Source organism: Pantoea sp. X-Soil-TKNS-1280 (genome assembly GCF_059730475.1).
The window spans coordinates 2,617,057-2,638,333 of record NZ_AP035962.1 but is presented as its reverse complement, the minus strand read 5'-3'; the positions used below and the strand labels follow the sequence as shown (position 1 = coordinate 2,638,333).

21 protein-coding genes are annotated in these 21,277 nt (G+C 59.2%); 19 read left to right on the top strand and 2 right to left on the bottom strand.

What is annotated here, in order from left to right; translation table 11 throughout:
* The first annotated feature begins 271 nt into the window (after positions 1-271).
* The 13 genes from phnF to phnE (AC6I8X_RS12260) all read left to right on the top strand — a co-directional run bounded on the left by phnF (position 272) and on the right by phnE (AC6I8X_RS12260) (position 11,328).
* Complete coding sequence (gene phnF / locus AC6I8X_RS12320) at positions 272-985, top strand: phosphonate metabolism transcriptional regulator PhnF (protein WP_497839872.1); 714 nt, start codon at positions 272-274, stop codon at positions 983-985.
* Entirely contained in the window at positions 985-1,431 is a 447-nt protein-coding gene (gene phnG, locus AC6I8X_RS12315) for a phosphonate C-P lyase system protein PhnG (protein ID WP_313690152.1), read from the top strand. The genes phnF and phnG overlap by 1 nt, the downstream gene beginning before the upstream one ends.
* Positions 1,431-2,006: a phosphonate C-P lyase system protein PhnH gene (gene phnH / locus AC6I8X_RS12310; protein ID WP_497839871.1), complete on the top strand. Its 576-nt coding sequence runs from the start codon at positions 1,431-1,433 to the stop codon at positions 2,004-2,006. The genes phnG and phnH overlap by 1 nt, the downstream gene beginning before the upstream one ends.
* Positions 2,006-3,082 carry a carbon-phosphorus lyase complex subunit gene (locus AC6I8X_RS12305; RefSeq protein ID WP_497839870.1) on the top strand — a complete coding sequence of 359 codons (1,077 nt, stop codon included), beginning with the start codon at positions 2,006-2,008 and terminating at the stop codon, positions 3,080-3,082. The genes phnH and AC6I8X_RS12305 overlap by 1 nt, the downstream gene beginning before the upstream one ends.
* Positions 3,075-3,923, top strand: a complete 849-nt coding sequence (locus tag AC6I8X_RS12300) for an alpha-D-ribose 1-methylphosphonate 5-phosphate C-P-lyase PhnJ (RefSeq protein WP_084875755.1) — start codon at positions 3,075-3,077, stop codon at positions 3,921-3,923. The genes AC6I8X_RS12305 and AC6I8X_RS12300 overlap by 8 nt, the downstream gene beginning before the upstream one ends.
* Positions 3,913-4,674 carry a phosphonate C-P lyase system protein PhnK gene (gene phnK, locus AC6I8X_RS12295; RefSeq protein ID WP_084875754.1) on the top strand — a complete coding sequence of 254 codons (762 nt, stop codon included), beginning with the start codon at positions 3,913-3,915 and terminating at the stop codon, positions 4,672-4,674. The genes AC6I8X_RS12300 and phnK overlap by 11 nt, the downstream gene beginning before the upstream one ends.
* A 14-nt stretch (positions 4,675-4,688) precedes the next feature.
* Positions 4,689-5,393, top strand: a complete 705-nt coding sequence (gene phnL, locus AC6I8X_RS12290) for a phosphonate C-P lyase system protein PhnL (RefSeq protein WP_299449510.1) — start codon at positions 4,689-4,691, stop codon at positions 5,391-5,393.
* Entirely contained in the window at positions 5,390-6,526 is a 1,137-nt protein-coding gene (gene phnM, locus AC6I8X_RS12285) for an alpha-D-ribose 1-methylphosphonate 5-triphosphate diphosphatase (RefSeq protein WP_208715557.1), read from the top strand. The genes phnL and phnM overlap by 4 nt, the downstream gene beginning before the upstream one ends.
* Positions 6,526-7,050: a ribose 1,5-bisphosphokinase gene (gene phnN, locus AC6I8X_RS12280; protein WP_313690193.1), complete on the top strand. Its 525-nt coding sequence runs from the start codon at positions 6,526-6,528 to the stop codon at positions 7,048-7,050. Before phnM ends, phnN begins: the two co-directional genes overlap by 1 nt.
* A gap of 626 nt (positions 7,051-7,676) precedes the next feature.
* Positions 7,677-8,507 carry a phosphonate ABC transporter ATP-binding protein gene (phnC, locus tag AC6I8X_RS12275; RefSeq protein WP_497839869.1) on the top strand — a complete coding sequence of 277 codons (831 nt, stop codon included), beginning with the start codon at positions 7,677-7,679 and terminating at the stop codon, positions 8,505-8,507.
* Positions 8,508-8,533: 26 nt separating this feature from the next.
* Positions 8,534-9,463, top strand: a complete 930-nt coding sequence (phnD, locus tag AC6I8X_RS12270) for a phosphonate ABC transporter substrate-binding protein (RefSeq protein ID WP_084875744.1) — start codon at positions 8,534-8,536, stop codon at positions 9,461-9,463.
* A 120-nt stretch (positions 9,464-9,583) separates the two neighbouring features.
* Positions 9,584-10,447, top strand: a complete 864-nt coding sequence (gene phnE, locus AC6I8X_RS12265; protein WP_084875742.1) for a phosphonate ABC transporter, permease protein PhnE — start codon at positions 9,584-9,586, stop codon at positions 10,445-10,447.
* Positions 10,444-11,328, top strand: a complete 885-nt coding sequence (phnE, locus tag AC6I8X_RS12260) for a phosphonate ABC transporter, permease protein PhnE (protein ID WP_497839868.1) — start codon at positions 10,444-10,446, stop codon at positions 11,326-11,328. Before phnE (AC6I8X_RS12265) ends, phnE (AC6I8X_RS12260) begins: the two co-directional genes overlap by 4 nt.
* On the opposite strand, the gene AC6I8X_RS12255 is transcribed toward phnE (AC6I8X_RS12260), so the two are convergent.
* Positions 11,282-13,858, bottom strand: a complete 2,577-nt coding sequence (locus AC6I8X_RS12255) for an ATP-binding protein (protein ID WP_313689943.1) — start codon at positions 13,856-13,858, stop codon at positions 11,282-11,284. The genes phnE (AC6I8X_RS12260) and AC6I8X_RS12255 overlap by 47 nt on opposite strands.
* Positions 13,859-14,002: 144 nt before the next feature.
* On the opposite strand from AC6I8X_RS12255, the gene AC6I8X_RS12250 reads away from it, so the two are divergent.
* From AC6I8X_RS12250 to AC6I8X_RS12225, 6 genes are all read left to right on the top strand, one after another.
* Positions 14,003-15,508: a sugar ABC transporter ATP-binding protein gene (locus AC6I8X_RS12250; protein WP_497839867.1), complete on the top strand. Its 1,506-nt coding sequence runs from the start codon at positions 14,003-14,005 to the stop codon at positions 15,506-15,508.
* Positions 15,509-15,518: 10 nt separating this feature from the next.
* Entirely contained in the window at positions 15,519-16,502 is a 984-nt protein-coding gene (locus tag AC6I8X_RS12245) for an ABC transporter permease subunit (protein ID WP_084875734.1), read from the top strand.
* A 114-nt stretch (positions 16,503-16,616) separates the two neighbouring features.
* Positions 16,617-17,555 (top strand): ABC transporter substrate-binding protein, encoded by a 939-nt coding sequence (locus AC6I8X_RS12240; protein ID WP_497839866.1) that lies wholly within the window; start codon positions 16,617-16,619, stop codon positions 17,553-17,555.
* Between the two features lie 59 nt (positions 17,556-17,614).
* Positions 17,615-18,298, top strand: a complete 684-nt coding sequence (locus AC6I8X_RS12235) for a D-lyxose/D-mannose isomerase (RefSeq protein ID WP_299449614.1) — start codon at positions 17,615-17,617, stop codon at positions 18,296-18,298.
* 12 nt (positions 18,299-18,310) lie between these two features.
* Positions 18,311-19,171 carry a ketose 1,6-bisphosphate aldolase gene (locus AC6I8X_RS12230; RefSeq protein ID WP_313689292.1) on the top strand — a complete coding sequence of 287 codons (861 nt, stop codon included), beginning with the start codon at positions 18,311-18,313 and terminating at the stop codon, positions 19,169-19,171.
* A gap of 1 nt (position 19,172) precedes the next feature.
* Entirely contained in the window at positions 19,173-20,225 is a 1,053-nt protein-coding gene (locus AC6I8X_RS12225; RefSeq protein WP_497839865.1) for a carbohydrate kinase family protein, read from the top strand.
* Here the strand turns inward: AC6I8X_RS12225 and AC6I8X_RS12220 are convergent.
* Positions 20,162-20,908, bottom strand: a complete 747-nt coding sequence (locus AC6I8X_RS12220) for a response regulator (RefSeq protein WP_497839864.1) — start codon at positions 20,906-20,908, stop codon at positions 20,162-20,164. The two genes, AC6I8X_RS12225 and AC6I8X_RS12220, sit on opposite strands and share 64 nt — an antisense overlap.
* Positions 20,909-21,277 lie beyond the last annotated feature (369 nt).

Sequence of the window (21,277 nt, the reverse complement as noted above, 5' to 3'; positions counted from 1 at the left end):
GCAGAAGTATGAAAAGCTGCATTGCGCAAGGGGGGCGTAAATGAAGTGAAAATAACCGGTATTTTTTTGAGCAGCATCACAAAGGCAACAGTTAAAAATTTTTTATTAAATTCCCGTCTGAATTACTCGCATCCTGCTGCCTTAAAGCAAATTCATCAGTGCGTCACTGAGCCGTCACGGAGTTGTCATTTGCCTGCGTCAAGGTAGTCGGCATCCCGCAGCGTCTCTGGCTGCGATTCCACAACCTTACGCGAGCGAGGTATTGATGGTGATGGAGATATCCAGACATCCGACCACTGTGTACCAGGCGGTCGCCGCCCAACTGGAGCAGGCGCTACAGGAACATTATCGCTGCGGCGATTACCTGCCTTCTGAACAACAGCTGGCGGCACATTACGAAGTCAATCGCCACACGCTGCGCCGTGCGGTAGACGAGCTGGTGAATAAAGGGCTGCTGCAACGGCGTCATGGCGTCGGCATCCTGGTGCTGATGCGTCCGTATGACTACCCACTGCATGCTCAGGCCCGTTTCACTCAGAACCTGCTGGAGCAGGGCAGCCATCCTACCAGCGAACGTCTGCTGGCGGTGCTGCGTCCAGCCAGTAGTGACGTCGCCAGCGCCCTCGGCATCAGGGAAGGGGACAGCGTTATTCACCTGCGTACCCTGCGTCGCGTTAATGGCGTACCGGTCTGCGTCATCAACCATTACCTGTCTGAGCTGAGCTGGTGGCCGGTGATGCAACAGTTCCACAGCGGTTCGCTGCATAACTATTTACAGCAGCATGCCGGCCTGCAACTGACCCGCGCGCAGACCCGCATCAGCACCCGCCGTGCACAGGCCAAAGAGTGCCAGCAGCTGGAGATTGCTTTGCAGTCGCCGGTGCTGTGCGTACGTACCCTGAATAAAAACAGCGACGGCCAGGTAGCGGAATACTCCGTCAGCCTGACGCGTGGCGACATGATTGAACTGACCCTGGAGCACTAATGAAACAACCTACGGCCCGTCAGCACTGGATGTCGGTGCTGGCTCATAGTGAAGCCAGCCAGCTTGACGCTCACTGGCAACAGCTCCGACTCAACCCGAGCTTTGAACGGGTGCGTCCGGCAGAAACCGGTCTGACCCGTTTGCAGGCGCGCATGGGGGGCAGTGGCAAGCGCTTTGTGATGGGCGATGCCACGGTGACGCGTGCAGTGGTGAAACTGCACGATGGTACCCTCGGGTTCAGCTATGTGCTGGGACGCGATAAAGCCCATGCCGAGCGTTGCGCCTTGATCGATGCCTTATTACAGCAGCCGGAAACCCAGGCGCTGATCGAAGAAAAAATAATTGCCCCGCTGGCGGCCCTGCGTGAAGAGCAGCGTCAGCTGCGCGCACGCGAAATCGCCAGCTCCAAAGTGGATTTCTTTACGCTGGTTCGCGGAGATAACTGATGACATTACTGGCAAGTTTTAACCATCCGGTGGCTGATGCGCAGCGCGCTTTCCGTCGCATTCTGAAAGCGATGAGTGAGCCGGGCGTGATGGTGGCATTGCCGCTGGCCCAGGGCTGGGGCGATCTGTCACCGGCGGCAACGGCGGTGCTGCTGACGCTGGTCGATCAGGAAAGCGCCCTGTGGCTGGATGAGAAGATGGATAACGAGATCCTGCGCAGCAACCTGCGTTTCCATACCGGTGTACCGATTGTCAGCGAGCGCGATGCTCCCTTCGCCCTGACCCATGCCAGCGCCAACCCTGATCCGGCGCACTTCGCTGCTGGTGATAACCTGTCACCAGAAAAAAGCACCACGCTGATTATTGAAGTGCCATCGCTGAACGGTGGCCTGACGCTGCGTCTGTCTGGTCCGGGTCTGCGTGAACCGCGTGCCATCGCCCCTCAGCTGCCTGCGGCGATTCTTCATTACCTGCGTGAGCGCCCGCATCCGTTCCCACAGGGCGTCGATCTGATTTTCACCTGTGGCGAAGCGATGATGGCGTTGCCGCGCACCACTGACGTGGAGGTGTGCTGATGTACGTGGCGGTGAAAGGGGGCGAAAAGGCGATAGCCAGCGCCCATCAATTACAGGCCGATTTACGTCGTGGCAATCGTGCGCTGGCGGAGCTGCAGTGTGACCAGCTGGCAGAGCAGCTGGGTCTGGCGGTGGATCGCGTGATGACCGAAGGCGGCATCTACGATCCGCAGCTGGCGGCGCTGGCGATCAAGCAGGCGAGCGGCGATTTAGTCGAAGCGATTTTCCTGCTGCGCGCCTATCGCACCACGTTGCCACGCCTGGCGGACAGCCTGGCGTTAGACACCGATGCGATGCGTATCGAGCGTCGTATTTCGGCAGTGTACAAAGATCTGCCCGGCGGCCAGGTACTTGGCCCAACCTATGATTACAGCCACCGCCTGCTGGATTTTACCCTGCTGGCGAACGGTGAAACCCCGTCAGCGCCGCGTGGTGACCAGGTGCTGCCGCAGCATTGCCCGCATATGTTCAGCATGATGACCGCCGAAGGGCTGGCCACGCGTGAGGAAGATGATGGCAGCGAGCCGTGCGATATCACCCGTGAACCGCCCTCTTTTCCGGCATCGCGTGCCGCGCGTCTGCAACAGCTGGTGCGCGGTGATGAAGGTTTTCTGCTGGCGCTGGGCTATTCGACCCAGCGTGGTTATGGCCGCAACCACCCGTTCGCCGGTGAAATCCGTACTGGCTATCTTAGCGTCGCCATCTGCCCGGAAGAGCTGGGTTTCGAGATTGAGATTGGCGAAATCCTGCTGACCGAATGTGAGATGGTCAACGGCTTCGCCTCTCAGGACGATAACCCACCGCAATTTACCCGTGGTTACGGCCTGGTATTTGGCCGTACCGAGCGTAAAGCGATGGCGATGGCGCTGGTGGATCGCGCGCTGCAAACCCGCGAGTATCAGGAACGCATCACCAGCCCGGCGCAGGACGAAGAGTTTGTGCTGGCCCACGCCGACAACGTTGAAGCCGCGGGCTTTGTCTCGCACCTGAAGTTGCCGCACTACGTCGATTTCCAGGCGGAGCTGGAGCTGCTCAAGCGGCTGCGCCAACAGCATCAGGAGCAGAATGATGAGTGAACTGAGCGGCTATAACAGTGGCTATCTGGATGAGCAAACCAAACGCACCATCCGCCGCGCCATCCTCAAAGCGGTCGCCATCCCGGGTTATCAGGTGCCGTTTGCCGGACGCGAAATGCCGATGCCCTATGGCTGGGGTACCGGCGGGATTCAGATCACCGCCAGCATCATTGGCGATCAGGACGTGCTGAAGGTGATTGACCAGGGCGCAGACGATACCACCAACGCGGTGTCGATCCGTCGCTTCTTCCAGCGTGTCAGCGGTGCGGCTACCACGGAACGCACCGTGGATGCCACGCTGATCCAGACACGTCACCGCATCCCGGAGACGCCGCTGGAGGAGGATCAGGTGCTGATTTTTCAGGTGCCGATCCCGGAACCGCTGCGTTTTATCGAGCCGCGTGAGACCGAAACCCGCACCATGCACGCGCTGGAAGAGTACGGCATCATGCAGGTGAAACTGTATGAAGACATCGCCCGCTACGGCCATATCGCCACCACCTACGCTTACCCGGTGAAGGTCAACGATCGCTATGTGATGGACCCCTCACCGATCCCCAAATTCGACAACCCGAAGATGCATATGATGCCCGCGCTGCAATTGTTTGGTGCCGGGCGTGAGAAACGCATCTATGCGCTGCCGCCGTATACCAAAGTGGAAAGTCTCGACTTCGACGATCACCCATTCAGCGTACAACAGTGGGATCAACCCTGTGCGCTGTGCGGTTCACGTCACAGCTATCTCGATGAAGTGGTGATGGATGACGCCGGTACGCGCATGTTTGTTTGCTCCGATACCGATTTTTGCCACCAGCAGCAGGAACAACAGCATGCACAGTGAACAGCCGCTGCTTGCGGTCAATAACCTCACTCACCTTTACGCGCCTGGCAAAGGCTTTGAGGAGGTCAGCTTTGAACTTTATCCCGGCGAAGTGCTGGGGATTGTCGGTGAATCCGGCTCCGGCAAAACCACGCTGCTGCGCAGCCTGTCGGCGCGTTTAGCGCCGCAGCAGGGCAACATTATTTATCGCAATCAGGACCTGTATCAGCTGAGCGAGAGCGACCGACGCCGCCTGCTGCGCACCGAATGGGGCGTGGTCCATCAGCATCCGCTCGACGGCCTGCGTCCGCAGGTGACAGCGGGCGGCAATATCGGCGAGCGTTTGATGGCGGTCGGACAGCGTCATTACGGCAATATCCGCGCCGAAGCGATGCGCTGGTTGCAGGATGTGGAGATCCCTGCGGGTCGCATCGACGACCTGCCGACCACCTTCTCCGGCGGGATGCAGCAGCGTTTGCAGATTGCACGCAACCTCGTCACCCAGCCCTCGCTGGTGTTTATGGATGAACCCACTGGCGGGCTGGATGTGTCGGTGCAGGCGCGTCTGCTGGATTTACTGCGCACCCTGGTGCGCGAACTCAATCTGGCAGTGGTGATTGTCACCCACGATCTCGGTGTGGCACGCCTGCTGGCGCATCGTCTGCTGGTGATGAAACAGGGCAGGGTAGTGGAAAGCGGCCTCACCGATCGGGTGCTGGACGATCCGCATCACCCTTATACACAACTGCTGGTCTCTTCGGTGCTCAACTAATGGCGGAGTCAACCATGAATACGCAATTGCGCGTGGAGAAGCTGTGTAAGACCTTTGTGCTGCACAACCAGAGCGGCGTGGCGCTGCCGGTGTTGCAGGACGCCAGTCTGGAAGTCAACACGGGCGAATGTGTGGTGCTGCATGGCCGCTCCGGTAGCGGCAAATCAACGCTGTTGCGTGCGCTGTACGGCAACTATCAGGCCAACAGCGGCCATATCTGGCTGCAACATGCCGGGGAATGGATCGATATGGCGCAGGCACCGGCGCGCCAGATCCTTGCCATTCGCCGCAATACCATTGGCTGGGTCAGCCAGTTTCTGCGTGTCATCCCGCGTGTGCCGACGCTGGAAATCGTGATGCAGCCGCTGTTGGAGCGTGGTGTGGAGCGCGCCTTCTGCGAGAAACGCGCCAAAGAGCTGCTGACGCGCCTGAACGTGCCACAACGCCTGTGGTCACTGGCTCCGTCAACCTTCTCCGGCGGCGAGCAGCAGCGCGTCAATATCGCGCGTGGTTTTATCGCTGATTATCCGGTGCTGCTGCTGGATGAACCGACCGCTTCCCTCGACAGCGCCAACAGCGCGGCAGTGGTGGAACTGATTGAACAGGCGCGCGCCCGCGGTGCGGCCATCGTTGGTATTTTTCATGACGAAGCGGTGCGCAGTCGCGTGGCCGATCGCCTGCACGTCATGCAGCCGGTACAAACAGGAGCAGAAGCATGATCGTCAATAACGTCCGACTGGTGCTGGAAAATGAAGTGGTGGCCGGATCGCTGGAGATCCGCGAGGGGCGTATCGCCAGCTTTAGCGACAGCAACAGCCAGCAACCTGGCGCGCTGGATGGCGAACAGGCGTATCTGTTGCCCGGGCTGGTGGAGCTGCATACCGACAACCTGGACAAATTCTTCACTCCGCGTCCGAAAGTGGACTGGCCTGCCCATTCCGCCATGAGCAGCCATGATGCGCTGATGGTTGCCAGCGGTATTACCACGGTGCTGGATGCGATTGGCGTGGGTGATGTGCGTGACGGCGGTCATCGCCTCGATAACCTCAACAAGATGATCGACGCCATCCGCGACAGCAATCGCAAAGGGTTGAATCGCGTCGATCACCAGCTGCATCTGCGCTGTGAACTGCCTTATCACACCACGCTGACGCTGTTTGAAGCGCTGGTCAGCACGCCGGAACTGTCGCTGGTGTCGCTGATGGATCACTCGCCAGGTCAGCGTCAGTACGCCTCGCTGGAGAAGTACCGCGATTATTATCAGGGCAAATATCAGCTCAATGACGCGCAAATGGACGAGTTTGAACGCGAACAGCTGGCGCTGGCGGCCGAATGGTCACAGCCGAACCGCAACGCCATTGCGGCGATGTGCCGGGCGCGTGGTATTCCGATTGCCAGCCACGATGATGCCACGGCGGCGCACGTGGCCGAATCTCACGACGTCGGCAGTGCGATTGCCGAATTCCCCACCACGCTGGAAGCCGCTGCTGCTTCACGTGCCTGCGGAATGCAGGTGCTGATGGGCGCGCCCAATATTGTGCGCGGCGGTTCGCACTCCGGCAATGTGGCAGCCTGGGAGCTGGCGAGTGCCGGTCTGCTGGATATCCTCTCCTCGGATTACTACCCAGCCAGCCTGCTGGATGCGGTGTTCCGCCTGACGGCGGATGAACGCAACACGCTGGAACTGCCGCAGGCGGTGGCGCTGGTGACACGTAATCCGGCGCGAGCCATCGGCTTGCAGGATCGCGGCACCATCGCCGAAGGACTACGTGCCGACCTGGTACTGGCGCACACCGATCACGGTCATCCGCATATTCGTCATGTGTGGTCGCAGGGCAGGCTGGTGTTCTGATGGCGCGTCTGATCTGGCTGACTGGCCCATCCGGCTCGGGGAAAGACAGCCTGCTCAACGCGCTGCGCGAAGCACCGCCGGAGCGTCTGGTGATCGCCCATCGCTACATTACACGCCCGGCGGATGCCGGGGGTGAGAACCATGTGGCGCTGAGCGAAGCGGAGTTTCGGCGGCGTGAGGCGCTCGGGTTGTTTGCCCTTAGCTGGCAGGCGCATGGTCTTAGCTATGGTCTGGGTGAAGAAATCGACCACTGGCTGGCACGCGATCTTAACGTGCTGGTCAATGGTTCGCGGCTGCATCTGCCGGTGGCACAGCAACGCTACGGCAGCCAGCTGCTGCCGTTGGTGTTGCAGGTGTCACCCGAGGTACTGGCGATGCGTCTGCGGCAGCGTGGGCGCGAAAGCGAGGCGGAGATTGCGCGTCGGCTGGCGCGTGCGGCTGAGCCGCTCCCGGCCCATAGTTTTCCGCTCAATAACGATGGCGCACTGGCGGATACGCTCGCTCAGTTGCGTGAGTGGTTGTAGCGGCGCGATTTATCGCGCGTATTTTTTGTACCGAGGCGGCTTTTTCGCGCGATAAATCGCGCCGCTACACGCTGCATCCATGCGGCTCATCCTGGAATCGTTCCCGCGCTCAGCGAGTTCGGATGGCGCTCACCCCCCCCCCCCCGCTGTATGACTTGTGCTTTTCAGCCTCTTCCTTTTTGCTTTTTATTTTTTCTGCGGTCTTTCAGACGGGGGTGTGGGCGGCATTCGCAGCGCCGAGTGCAGAGGGAAGGCCAGGACGAGCCGCATGGATGCGGCGAGAGGGCGGCATGAGCCAGGGATGGCGAATCCGCGCGGTCCGTACGGCCTGAGTGATAAGCGAGGGGACAGCGCGTAGCGCTGCGCGAGGACGCCGCAGGGCGCGGATTGCAAAGGTCCGCGCCCTCGGACCTTTGCCCGTCCGCCTGCACAGGCGGCCCTGAAACTGCCTAAAGCCTGGCGGGCGGAACCTTCTCAATAGCCGAACCGCTGCTGCCTGGCGGGCGGAACCCGCTGAACCCGCTGAACCCGCTGTCACGGTTTGATCATTTTGCTGTCATCAAGTCTTCATCCCGTTTGGCCGTAATAAGCGGGCAATTCACACCTCAGATGAAACGGAGCGGAATATGGCACAGGCATTACTGAAAACCGTGATCGACAATCCTTATGTTCCGCACCTGCAGCAGGGCAACAAGGTGTTGTCGGTGCAGGGACTGTGCAAAGCGTACGGCGAAAACCGCGTACTGGATAATGTCAGTTTCGATCTGCATGCGGGGGAACTGGTGGCGGTGATTGGCCGCTCAGGCGCAGGCAAATCGACATTGTTACATATGCTGAACGGCACCATCTCAGCCAGCGAGGGTGCCATCCTCACCCAGCGTAGCGGCGAAGCGGAACGCAACGTGGTGGCGCTGAACAGTCGCCAGATGCGTGAGTGGCGCAGCGAATGCGGCATGATTTTCCAGGATTTCTGCCTGGTGCCGCGCCTCGATGTGCTGACTAACGTGCTGCTGGGACGTCTCAGCCAGACCTCTACACTGAAATCCTTCTTTAAAGTCTTTTCCGAAGCTGACCGCGCTCAGGCAATTGAGCTGTTGCAGTGGATGAACATGCTGCCGCAGGCGCTGCAACGCGCCGAAAACCTGTCTGGTGGTCAGATGCAGCGCGTGGCGATTTGTCGCGCGCTGATGCAGAACCCGAAGATTCTGCTGGCGGATGAGCCGGTAGCCTCTCTCGACCCGAAAAACACCAAACGCATCATGGACGTGCTGCGCCAGGTCAGCGAGCAGGGCATCAGTGTGATGGTCAACCTGCACTCGATTGAACTGGTGAAAAACTACTGCACCCGCGTCATCGGTATTCAGCGCGGCAAGGTGCTGTTTGACGGACATCCTTCTGAGTTGACCGACGGCCTGCTGCATGAGCTGTACGGCGACGAAATTAACCAGCTCCACTAACTCCCACGGCAAGAGAATAACCACCAATGAAACTGACCTCTTTAGCTTTACTGACTGGCGCTTTGATGGCTTTTGGCGTTAACGCAGCGGATGCCCCTAAGCAACTTAACCTCGGGATTCTGGGTGGCCAGAACGCCACGCAGCAGATTGGCGACAACCAGTGTGTGAAAACGTTCTTCGACAAAGAGCTGAATGTTGATACCCAACTGCGTAACTCTTCTGACTACTCAGGCGTGATTCAGGGCCTGTTGGGTAACAAAATTGACCTGGTACTGAGCATGTCACCGGCATCGTATGCCTCGGTCTACCTGCAGAACCCGAAAGCGGTCGATATCGTTGGTATCGTGGTGGATGACAAAGACGGTTCACAAGGTTACCACTCGGTGGTGATCGTTAAAGCGGACAGCCCGTACAAAAAGCTGGAAGACCTGAAAGGTAAATCCTTCGGCATGGCCGACCCGGATTCGACCTCTGGCTTCCTGATGCCAAACCAGGCATTCAAGAAAGAGTTTGGCGGCACAGTGGATGATAAGTACAAAGGCACCTTCTCTAACGTGACCTTCTCCGGCGGCCACGAGCAGGACATCCTCGGCGTGCTGAATGGTCAGTTTGACGGCGCGGTAACCTGGACTTCACTGGTGGGTGATTACAACACCGGTTACACCTCAGGTGCGTTTGGTCGTTTGATTCGTATGGACCACCCGGACCTGATGAAACAGATTCGCATCATCTGGAAATCACCGTTGATCCCGAACGGTCCAATCCTGGTGAGCAACAATCTGCCAGCCGACTTTAAAGAAAAAGTGGTGGCAACCATCAAGAAACTGGATAAAGAAGATCACAGCTGCTTTGTTAAAGCAGTGGGCGGTGAGCAGCATATCGGCCCGGCAACTGTCGCTGACTATCAGAACATCATTGATATGAAGCGTGACCTGATGAAGGGCAGCCGCGGCTAACGCTTTTTCTGCGCGATAAATCGCGCCGCTACGAAATCGTGCACACTGCCGTAGCGGCGCAATTCATTGCGCGATAAATCGCATCGTTATGGTACGCATTCCAACCACAGGATTCCCCCCTTGACCGATTTTGAACACTACTATCAACGCATCCGTCGTCAGCAAAAGCGTGACACGTTGCTGTGGTCGCTGTTGCTGGTGGCGCTGTATCTTGCTGCGGGCAAAATCGCGGAATTTAACCTGGTCACTGTCTGGCAATCATTGCCACATTTCTTTGATTACATTGGCGAAACCATGCCGGTGCTGCATTTACCGGTGCTGTTTGCCGATGTCAAAACCGAAGGTTCCTTCGCGTATTGGGGCTATCGCCTGAATATTCAGTTACCGCTGATTTGGGAAACCCTACAGCTGGCGATCTCATCAACGGTGATTGGCGTGGCTATCGCCGCCGGGCTGGCCTTTTTCGCCGCCGACAATACGCAATCCCCCGCCGGTGTGCGTCTCGCCATCCGCGCGTTTGTCGCCTTTTTGCGTACCATGCCGGAACTGGCGTGGGCAGTGATGTTTGTTATGGCCTTTGGTATCGGTGCCATTCCCGGCTTTCTTGCGCTGGCATTGCACACCGTTGGCAGCCTGACCAAGCTGTTCTACGAATCAATTGAAAGTGCTTCGGACAAGCCAGTACGCGGCCTGGCCGCCTGCGGTGCCAGCAAATTGCAGCGCATGCGTTTTGCCTTCTGGCCGCAGGTCAAACCGACCTTCCTCTCCTACAGCTTTATGCGTCTGGAGATTAATTTCCGCTCCTCCACCATACTGGGTCTGGTAGGGGCAGGGGGCATCGGCCAGGAGCTGATGACCAATATCAAACTCGACCGTTACGATCAGGTCAGCATTACGCTGCTGCTGATCATCGTGGTGGTGTCGCTGCTGGATACGATCTCTGGCTGGCTGCGCCGTCGCGTGGTGGAAGGAGAACGCGCATGATTGCTCTGGCCCCGGATATTGGCAAACTGAAGCAGGAACACCCGGCGCTGTTTGCCGCGCAAAAGCGCTATCTGCGCCGCATTGCGCTGATCGCGCTGGCCGTGCTGCTCTACTACCTCTTTTTCTTTGAAGTTTTTGGTATCGAATGGAGTCGCCTGTTGATTGGCTGCCAGCAGCTGGGACGTTATTTCCTGCGCATGTTTGTCTGGCAGGATTTCGCCAACTGGCCATTCGGTTATTACCTGTCACAGATTGGCATCACGCTGGCGATTGTGTTTGCCGGTACCTTCACCGCGACGCTGCTGGCGCTGCCAATCTCCTTCCTGGCGGCGCGTAACGTGATGCACGACCCGCTGACCCGCCCGATTTCGCTGCTGATGCGTCGTGTGCTGGATATATTGCGCGGCATCGATATGGCGATCTGGGGTCTGATTTTTGTGCGCGCGGTCGGCATGGGGCCGCTGGCCGGGGTGCTGGCGATAGTGATGCAGGACATTGGCCTGCTCGGCAAACTGTATGCCGAAGGACACGAAGCGGTGGAACGTTCGCCGAGCCGTGGTCTGGGAGCCGTCGGGGCCAACAGCCTGCAAAAACACCGCTTCGGTATTTTCACCCAGTCGTTCCCGACCTTCCTCGCCCTCAGCCTGTACCAGATTGAATCCAACACCCGCTCGGCGGCAGTGCTGGGCTTTGTTGGCGCAGGCGGTGTCGGCCTGGTGTATGCCGAGAACATGCGCCTGTGGAACTGGGATGTGGTGATGTTTATCACCGTGATCCTCGCGGCGATCGTGATGATGATGGATGTTGTCTCCAGCCGTCTGCGTAAGCGTTACATCACCGGGAAAGCGGTGCCGCTGTGGCAGCCCGCCGCGCGCGACTGAGCCGTTCACTGCGCTGCCAGGCGCGTTCCAGCGCCTGCACCAGCTGCGCCTGATGCCAGGGTTTTGCCAGCCGCTCACACAGCGGCAGCATCACCGGCGTCTGGCGCAAATCCTGTCCACTGATCAGCAGCGTCGCCAGTTGCGGCCACTGCTGCTGCGCCTGGCGGATCACATCGGCACCGTTGAGGTTGCCGGGTAGCATCAGGTCACTGATCAACAGTTCGATATCTGGCGTCTGGCGCAGCAGCGTCAGCGCGCTCTCGCCATCGCCACACTCCAGCGTCAGGTAGCCCAGCTGATGTAAATGTTCGCACAACGTCTGGCGCACCGCCGGTTCGTCATCGAGTACCAGCACCAGCCGATCGGCACTGGCGCTCAGCAAGTGGGGTGCAACGACGGACGCAGGCTGTACCACATCAGGAGCACGCGGCAGTAACAGGCGCACCGTGGTGCCCTGGCCGGGCGCAGTTTCCAGTTCAATTTGCCCGCCGGACTGACGCACAAAGCCATACACCATCGACAATCCCAGCCCGCTACCGCTGCCAATCGCTTTGGTGGTGAAAAAGGGTTCGAACACCTGCGCCTGCACCTCGGCGGACATGCCGCAGCCGTGGTCGATCACTTCAATGGTGACGCGGTCGCCTTCGTTGCGCCGCTGATGCCAGACGCGCAGGCGGATTTCGCCGCTTTGCTTTTCCATCGCATCGCGCGCATTGACCACCAGATTCATCAGCGCATTCTCCAGCTGTCCAGCGTCGATCCACGCGGGCCAGCCGGGGCGCTCGGCCTCAATCACCAGTTGCTGGCCCGGCAGCAGCGAGTGCTGCAACAGACCCTGTAAATTATCCACCAAATCGACCACCGACACGGCGCGCGGGTAGAGTGCCTGCTTGCGTGAAAAAGCCAGCAGACGCTGGGTGAGCTGGGCGGCACGATCCGCCGCTTGTCTTGCGCGTTCGATACGGCTGGCGAGGGTGCCGGGCGGCAGTTGATCGACGGTAAGGGCCAGGCTGCCAATAATCACCGCCAGCAGATTGTTGAAATCGTGGGCCAGCCCGCCGGTGAGTTGCCCAACCGCCTTCATTTTCTGGCTGTGCAGCAATGCCTCTTCCAGCGCTTTGCGCGTGGTGCGTTCCAGCACGGTGTTGACCATGCCACGCCGTGGCACCGGGCTAAAGCGCAGCTCCAGCGTGCGACCATCCGCCAGCCGCACCTCCTGCGCTTCACCCAGTCCGTGCAGTTCAATCTCCAGTTGCTTCAGCAATTGCTGATAATGCAGGCCGCGATGCAGTTCACGCGGGGCGATACCCAGCAGTTGCGCGTATTGTGCGTTCCACACCACCAGCCCGCCGCTGTTGTCGAACAGGGCAAAGCCATCACGCATCGCCAGAAAGGTGGACTCCAGCTGGTTACTTTTCTCTTTCAGCAGGCGCGAGGTGTGTGCCAGCGAGGCGGTATTGCGTGCGAACACGTTAAAGGCACGCGCCAGATCCCCCAGCTCGTCACGTCGCGCCAGCCCAGGCACATTGACGCTTTTCTCCCCCTGCGCCAGCAACGTCATGGCGTGGGCGATGGCCGTCAGGCTGGAACCCAGGTTGCGATAAATGTAGTAACCGGCATACCCGGTGATCAGCAGCGCCAGCAGCATAAACAGGCCGATAAAGCCGATGATGGAGTCCAGCTCCTGATGGGTGGCCTGGCTGCGGGTGTCAGTTTGCTGCGCCACCAGCTGCACGTAATGGGTGATGTCATCGTTAAGCATCGCCACCAGCGCTTTGATGCGATAGGTGGCGTAGGCAATGGCGATATCGCTCTGATCCAGCTCGGTGGCAACCGGCAGCAGCGCACGTTCGGTGCTGACCAGTTGCTGCACTTTATCCGCCAGTACCCCCTGCGTTGGCAGCGTTGACCAGGCATCGAATAGCGTATTCAGCTGGCGTACTGCCGCCTGTGGCGTAGTGGACTGAATGGCGACGGTGAGCAGGCGGGTCGTTTGCTGGCGCAGGTCGGGGGAAAAGGGCTGCTGCACTGCCAGGCTATCGATATGGTTGAGCAGTAACTGAGCCTGCCACAGGCCGCTCAGCATCAGGTTGCGTTGCAGATGGCGCTCATGGCCTTTGAGCAGCAGCTGATTGATGCTTTGCTCCAGCATCTGGCTGCGTTCACGGATGCGTTGCAGCAAGGCCGGTTGCAGCAACGCCAGCGGTGCACGCGCCAGTTGATTCAGCGAGTGCTGCAACGCCTGCTGGGTTTGTTGCAGGCGCGCCGATTCACTTTGGTACTCCAGCGCGCCCACCACCTGGGAAAGCCGTACAGCGGCGGTTGCCACGTTGGCGGTGTCGCGTGCCAGCGCCAGGCTGCCGCTCATATCGGCGAGGGTTTGTGCCTGCGCCTGTTCCTGAATGTGACCGGCGTGGCGAAATCCACTAATTGCCACCAGACCCACCGCCAGGGTGACGCACACCACCAGCAGATTAAACAGCAGCAGGCGACCGCGCGCGCCTACCTGCCAGTGCAGACTTCGACTCATGCTGCGTCCTCCAACCGGCCCTTTTCTGCGCGAGTATAGAAGTGCCAGGTCGGCGCTTTATGACAAATATGAATGGTGGCTGACATTTTCCATTTATCTGTCATTGCTTAACTCGCTGCACGATTTGCCAGCAGGAGCGAACCGATGGCGGCCACACCGATTCTGGAAATGCGGGAAATTACCCGGCGCTTTGGCAGTTTCTACGCGCTGAAAGGGGTGGATCTGACAGTCTGGCCCGGCGAGGTGCATGCGCTGATGGGGGAAAACGGCGCGGGTAAAAGCACGCTGATGAAAATTCTGGCCGGGGCATACACCGCCAGCAGTGGGGAAATCCTGATTGATGGTCAACCCTATGTCATCAAAGGACCGAAAGACGCGCTGGCGGCAGGCATCACCCTGATTTATCAGGAGATCAATCTGGCCCCCAATCTGACGGTGGCGGAAAACATCTTTCTCGGTAGCGAAATTACCCGCGTGGGCCTGGTCAAACGTCGCCAGATGGCGGAAGAGGCGCAGCAGGTGATCGATCGCCTTGGTGCGCAGTTCAGCGCCACCGATCTGGTCAGCCGTCTCAGCATTGCCGAGCAGCAGCAGGTGGAAATCGCCCGCGCGCTGCATCGCAACAGCCGCATCCTGGTGATGGATGAACCCACCGCCGCGCTCTCCAACCGCGAAACCGAGCAGTTGTTTGCCTTAATCAAACGTCTGCGCAGCGCGGGGATGGCGATTATCTATATCAGCCACCGCATGGCGGAGGTGTATGAACTCTCCGACCGCGTTAGCGTGCTGCGTGATGGTCAGTACGTCGGCAGTCTGACGCGTGATCAACTCAACGCCAGCGAGCTGGTGCGCATGATGGTCGGGCGTCCGCTCAGCGATCTGTTCAACAAAGATCGCTCCATTCCCTTTGGGGAGATTCGTCTCGCGGTTAACCACCTGACAGACGGTAAAAAGGTCCACCCCAGCAGCCTGGCGGTGCGCGCCGGAGAGATTGTCGGGCTGGCGGGGCTGGTGGGGGCCGGGCGCAGCGAACTGGCGCAGTTGATTTTTGGCGTGCACAAGCCGAGTAGCGGCGAGGTCTGGATTGATGGTGAGAAAGTGAAAATTCACTCACCGCGCGAAGCCATCGCCCACGGCATTGGCTTTCTCACCGAGAACCGTAAAGAGCAGGGGTTATTTCTCGAGCTGGCCGCCCAGGAAAATATTGTGATGGCGACGCTGGAACGTGACGCCAGCTATGGCCTGCTCAATCGGCGCAAAGGCCAGAAGATCGCCAGTGAGGCGATCCAGACCCTCAACATTCGTGTTCCCCATGCCCAGGTGCGCGCTGGAGGCTTGTCCGGCGGCAATCAGCAGAAGTTGCTGGTATCGCGCTGGGTGGCGATTGCCCCACGCATCCTGATCCTCGATGAACCCACGCGCGGCGTGGATGTCGGTGCCAAAAGTGAAATCTACCGCATGATGAGCCAGCTGGCGCAGCAGGGTGTGGCGATTCTGATGATCTCCAGTGAACTGCCGGAAGTGGTGGGGATGAGCGACCGGGTATACGTGATGCGCGAAGGCACCATTGCCGGTGAACTGAGCGGTGATGAGATCAGCCAGGAAAACATTATGACACTGGCCACCGGCGCACAGCCGGTCGAGCCTTGAGGAGACGTGGATGACCAGTGAAACCACCCGTATGAAAAACCCGACGTTGAAACGCGCGCTGATGGCGGATCTGTTGCAGACCGTCGGCATCCTGCCGATTTTGATTCTGATCGTCGCGGTGTTTGGTTTTGTTGCACCCAACTTTTTTACCGAAGCCAACCTGCTGAACATCACCCGTCAGGCGTCGATCAACATTGTGCTGGCGGCGGGCATGACCTTTGTCATCCTTACCGGCGGCATTGATTTGTCGGTCGGTTCGATGCTCGGCACCACGGCGGTGGTGGCGATGGTGGTTTCACTCGACCCGGCGTTTGCCAGCCTGACCATCCCGGCGGCGCTGGGGGCGGGCCTGATCATGGGGCTGTTCAACGGCCTGCTGGTGGCCTGGGCCGGACTACCGCCGTTTATCGTCACCCTTGGCACCTACACCGCCTTGCGTGGCGCGGCTTATCTGCTGGCGGACGGCACCACGGTGATTAACTCCGACATTAACTTTGAGTGGATAGGCAATGGCTATATCGGGCCGATTCCGTGGCTGATTGTCATTGCCTTTGCGGTGATTGCCTTGTGCTGGTTCATTCTGCGCCGCACCACGCTTGGCGTTCATATCTACGCGGTGGGCGGCAATATGCAGGCGGCACGTCTCACCGGCATCAAGGTCGGGGCGGTGCTGGCGTTCGTCTATGCCGTCAGTGGCCTGCTGTCCGGGCTGGGCGGGTTGATGAGCGCCTCGCGGCTGTACAGCGCCAACGGCAACCTCGGGGTGGGCTACGAGCTGGACGCGATTGCTGCGGTGATCCTCGGCGGCACCAGCTTTGTCGGCGGTATCGGCACCATCACCGGCACGCTGATTGGTGCGTTGATTATCGCCACGCTGAATAACGGCATGACGCTGATGGGGGTGTCGTACTTCTGGCAGCTGGTGATTAAGGGAGGGGTGATCATTATCGCCGTGTTGATCGACAAGTACCGTACCCGGCATCACGTCGGTTGAAAGAGAAAAAGACGCGCGATAAATCGCGCCGCTACGGGATGACGCACGATTTTGTAGCGGCGCGATTTATCGCGCAATGCAATACCAACAAAAAAAAGCAGGAGAACATCGACTATGCGTTTTAATCCGATTATCACCGGACTGCTGGCGGCCACGCTTTTCAGCGCACCGCTGGTCCAGGCCAAAGAGTTAAAAGCCATTGGTGTCACCGTCGGCGACCTCGCCAACCCGTTCTTCGTGCAGATCACCAAAGGGGCGGCACTGGAAGCACGCAAGCTGGCAGGAGATGACGTGAAAGTGACGCTGGTCTCCAGCGGTTACGATCTCGGCCAGCAGGTGGCGCAAATCGACAACTTTATCGCCGCCAAAGTGGACATGATCATCCTCAACGCCGCTGACTCGAAAGGGATCGCGCCTGCCGTCAAACGCGCCCGCGATGCCGGGATCGTGGTGGTGGCAGTGGACGTGGCTGCCGAAGGTGCCGATGCTACCATCACCTCCGATAACACCGCAGCAGGGGCGATGGCCTGTAAATACATCTCTGACCGCCTGAAAGACAAAGGCAACGTGGTGATCATTAACGGACCGCCGGTTTCAGCGGTGCAGAACCGCGTGGAAGGCTGCATGAACGAGTTCAAAACCCACCCGGATATCAAGATCCTGTCCTCCAACCAGAACGCCAAGGGTAGCCGTGAAGGTGGGCTGGAAGTGATGACCGGCCTGCTGTCGGCTAACCCGAAAATTGATGCGGTGTTCGCCATTAACGATCCTACCGCCATCGGCGCGGATTTAGCCGCCAAACAGGCGCAGCGCCACGAATTCTTTATTGTTGGCGTCGATGGCAGCCCGGACGGTGAAGAGGCGCTGAAACGCAAAGGTTCGCTGTTTGTCGCTACCCCGGCGCAGGACCCGCAGGTGATGGCGGCGAAAGCGGTGGAGATCGGTTATGACATCCTGCAAGGCAAACCTGCGCCGGATAAGCCAGTGCTGATCCCGGTGTCGATGATCGACCGCAACAATGTCAGCAGCTACAAAGGCTGGACGGTGAAATAACCGACGTGGGCGGTGCGCCATGGGCCGCCCCCCACTTTCCACTGACCGGAGACGCAGTGATGCAACGTTCGGAAGTGAATACCATTCTGCAACTCACCCGTGAATTCTTTATGCGCCAGGATGTCCATCTGCCCAGCTGGGCTGATTATGGCCTGAGCCAGTGGCGTGCGCTGGATAAGCCGGCGGCCGACGAGCTGCTGGCGCTACACCTCGGCTGGGATGTCACCAGCTTTGGCGCGCAGGATTTCTTTCAGACCGGTTTAACCCTGTTCACCCTGCGTAACGGTTCGCGCGGCGGCAAGCCGTGGGCGAAACCCTATGCGGAAAAGATCATGCATGTGCGGGAAGGGCAGGTGACGCCGATGCACTACCACCCGCAAAAGATGGAAGACATTATCAATCGTGGCGGCGGCAACCTGATTGTCACGCTGCACAATCGTGATGGCGACCGTCTGGCCAACACACCGGTGAACGTCACCCTCGATGGCATCCGTCAGACCCATGCTGCTGGATCACAACTGCGCCTGTCGCCGGGGGAGAGCGTCACCCTGGTGCCGGGTATCTGGCACAGCTTCTGGGGAGAAGAGGGTTACGGCGACGTGCTGGTGGGGGAGGTTTCCATGCCGAACGATGATGAGCACGACAACGTCTTTCTCACCCCGCTGGCGCGCTTCAACCCGATTGATGAGGATGAAGACCCGCGCTGGCTGCTGTGTAACGAATATGCCCGCTGGCTGGACTGAAGGAGCAACAATATGGCACTCATCTCACTGGCGCAGGGCCTGGCTCATGCGCAACAAAACGGTTATGCCCTCGGCGCGTTTAACGTGCTCGATACCCACTTTCTGCGTGCCCTGTTCCATGCGGCAGAGCAGCAGCGTTCACCGTTTATCATCAATATCGCTGAGGTGCATTTTAAGTATGTCAGCCTCGATCATCTGATTGCGGCCATCCGCACAGAGGCGGCATTGCACGATATTCCGGTGGTGCTTAACCTCGATCACGGCCTGCATTTCGAGGCGGTGATGCAGGCGATCCGTCTCGGTTTTACCTCGGTGATGTTTGATGGTTCCACCCTCAGTTATGACGAGAACGTGCGCCAGACCCAGGAAGTGGTGAAGATCTGCCACGCGCTTGGGGTGTCGGTGGAAGCGGAACTTGGCGCGGTCGGCGGGGATGAAGGTGGCGCGTTGTTTGGTGAAGCGGACAGCGATAAATTTACCGATCCCCGACTGGCGGCGGAGTTTGTGCGCAGCACCGGCATTGATTGCCTGGCGGTGGCGATTGGTAATGCGCATGGCAAATATAAAGGCGAACCGAAACTCGATTTTGACCGGCTGGCGGCGATCCGTGATGCGGCGCGGGTGCCGCTGGTGCTGCACGGTGGTTCCGGCATCAGCGATGCGGATTTCCGTCACGCCATCAGTCTGGGCATCCATAAAATCAATTTCTACACCGGCATGTCTCAGGCGGCGCTGGGGGCGATTGAGAGCCAGATTGCCCAGCGTGAAGCGCGCTACGATGCCTTTGCCGAACTGCTGATGGCAGTGGAGCGCGATATCGCCAACGTGGTGGCGCAGCAGATGCGGGTATTTGGCAGCGCCGGGAGAGTCTGAGATGGTGGCACGCAGCGGCATCTTAGCGGCAGGCAGCATGCTGGTGGATCATGTGCAGCGTATCAGTCACTGGCCGGAGCAGGGCTGGCTGGCCGAAATCCACCACAGCGAAAAGTGTAGCGGCGGTGCGGTGCCGAATGTGTTATTCACCCTGGCACGTATGCAGATCAACCTGCCGCTGGCGGCTGTCGGAATGATCGGTGAGGACAGCGACGGCGACTATCTGGTGCAATTGCTGGACCAGCATCATGTTGAGCGACATCTGGTCCAGCGTACTCGCAGCGTGAATACCGCCATGACTCAGGTGATGACCACACCCGATGGACAGCGCACTTTCTTCCATGCGCGGGGAGCCAATGCGCAGCTTGATCTGGCGCATTTTGCCACGGTGAATACCGACCATCGTATCTTCCACCTGGGGTATCTGCTGCTGCTGGATGCCCTCGATGTGCCGGATGCAACCTGGGGCACGCGCAGCGCACAGTTGCTGGCGCAAATGCAGCAGCGCGGTTATCTGACTTCGCTCGATCTGGTGTCGCGTGCCGGGGAGTATCAGGCATTGGTGGTGCCCGCGTTACGCTGGCTCGACTATCTGGTGATTAACGAACTGGAAGCGCAATCGCTCACCGGCATCAGCCTGCGCAGTACACAAGGACTGGCACCGCCCGCCAGCTTTGCTGCCGCTGCCCGCTGGCTGGCGCAGCAGGGGGTGCGTCAGCGCGTGGTGATCCATGCCCCTGAGGGCGCATGGGGGTTGCAGGTCGGTGGTGAAGGGCACTGGCAACCGGCGTGGCAGTTACAGCCGGAGGAGATTGTCGGCAGCGTCGGCGCAGGGGATGCCTTCTGTGCCGGGGTGCTGTATGCCAGCCACCAGGGTTGGCCGATGACCGATACCCTAAAGCTGGCGCACACCTGCGCCTGTTTCAATTTGCATGCGGCCAATGCGCTGGACGGCACCCGCCCTTTGAGCGAGATGCAGCGCTGGATGGGTCAGGCGATTTGCGTGACTGGCGCTAGCGACGCCGGACGCATCACATCGGCGGAAAAAACATAACCGAGGCCGCGGATGGTGCGGATCAGGCTGGGCTGGTGCGGATTCATTTCAATCTTGCGCCGCAGCCGCATAATTAACACATCAATGGTGCGATCAAACACATCCAGGGTTTCGCTGTGGGTGAGTTCCAGCAATTGATCGCGCGTCAGTACTTTACGTGCATGGCATACCAGCGCGCGCAGCAGCGCATACTCGCCCTGGGTGAGCGGCACACTTTCGCGCTGGGGGTTGAACAACTGGCAACGTGCTTCATCCAGCCGCCAGCCGTTAAAGTGCCAGCCGTCATCCTGGACGCTGTCCGGTTGCGCCAGCCGTCCGCAACGGCGTAACGCGGCGCGGGCGCGCGCCACCACCACGCGCGGATTGAAGGGTTTGGCAATGTAGTCGTCCGCGCCCATTTCCAGCCCGACCACCATATCCGCTTCCGATCCCATACCGGTCAGCATGATGACCAGTAACTCGGGCCGTTGTCGTTGCATCTGTTGCAACACCAGCAGGCCGTTGGTGTCCGGTAACATCATATCCAGCATCACCAGAGAAATTTCCGGATGCGCCGCCAGTAAGGTCAGCGCGTCTTTGCCCTGGTGGCAGCTATAAACGGTAAAAACATGTTCACTCAACACATCATGCAGCAGTTCGCAGACGGCACGATCGTCATCCACTACCAGAATTGCGGGCTTCATTACGGGCCTCTTTTGTTATGGAAGAGTTAACGGAGAGTGTATACCGACCGCTTTTGCCTGCTGCATCAGGCAACAGAAACGTGAGCGACATCGCCTGACAGAATGCGAAAGCGTGCGTTACCGCAATCTTTTTTCACTCCCCCATTGACGTGTGGGAAAACGATTGCGCACACATGGTGCAATGCACCATAATCGCGCCTCGTTCTGGTTCAGAATAGTCTTAGCCGTTGCTGCGATTGAGAAGGTAAACGATTGCGTCCCGGCATGGCATAGCAATTGCTATGAGGACTGAGGGGAAAGGAGTTTGACTACAAGGCGGATCGATGGCAGAGCATGCAGCCCCGTCTGCTTTTTCCCGAAACAATAACG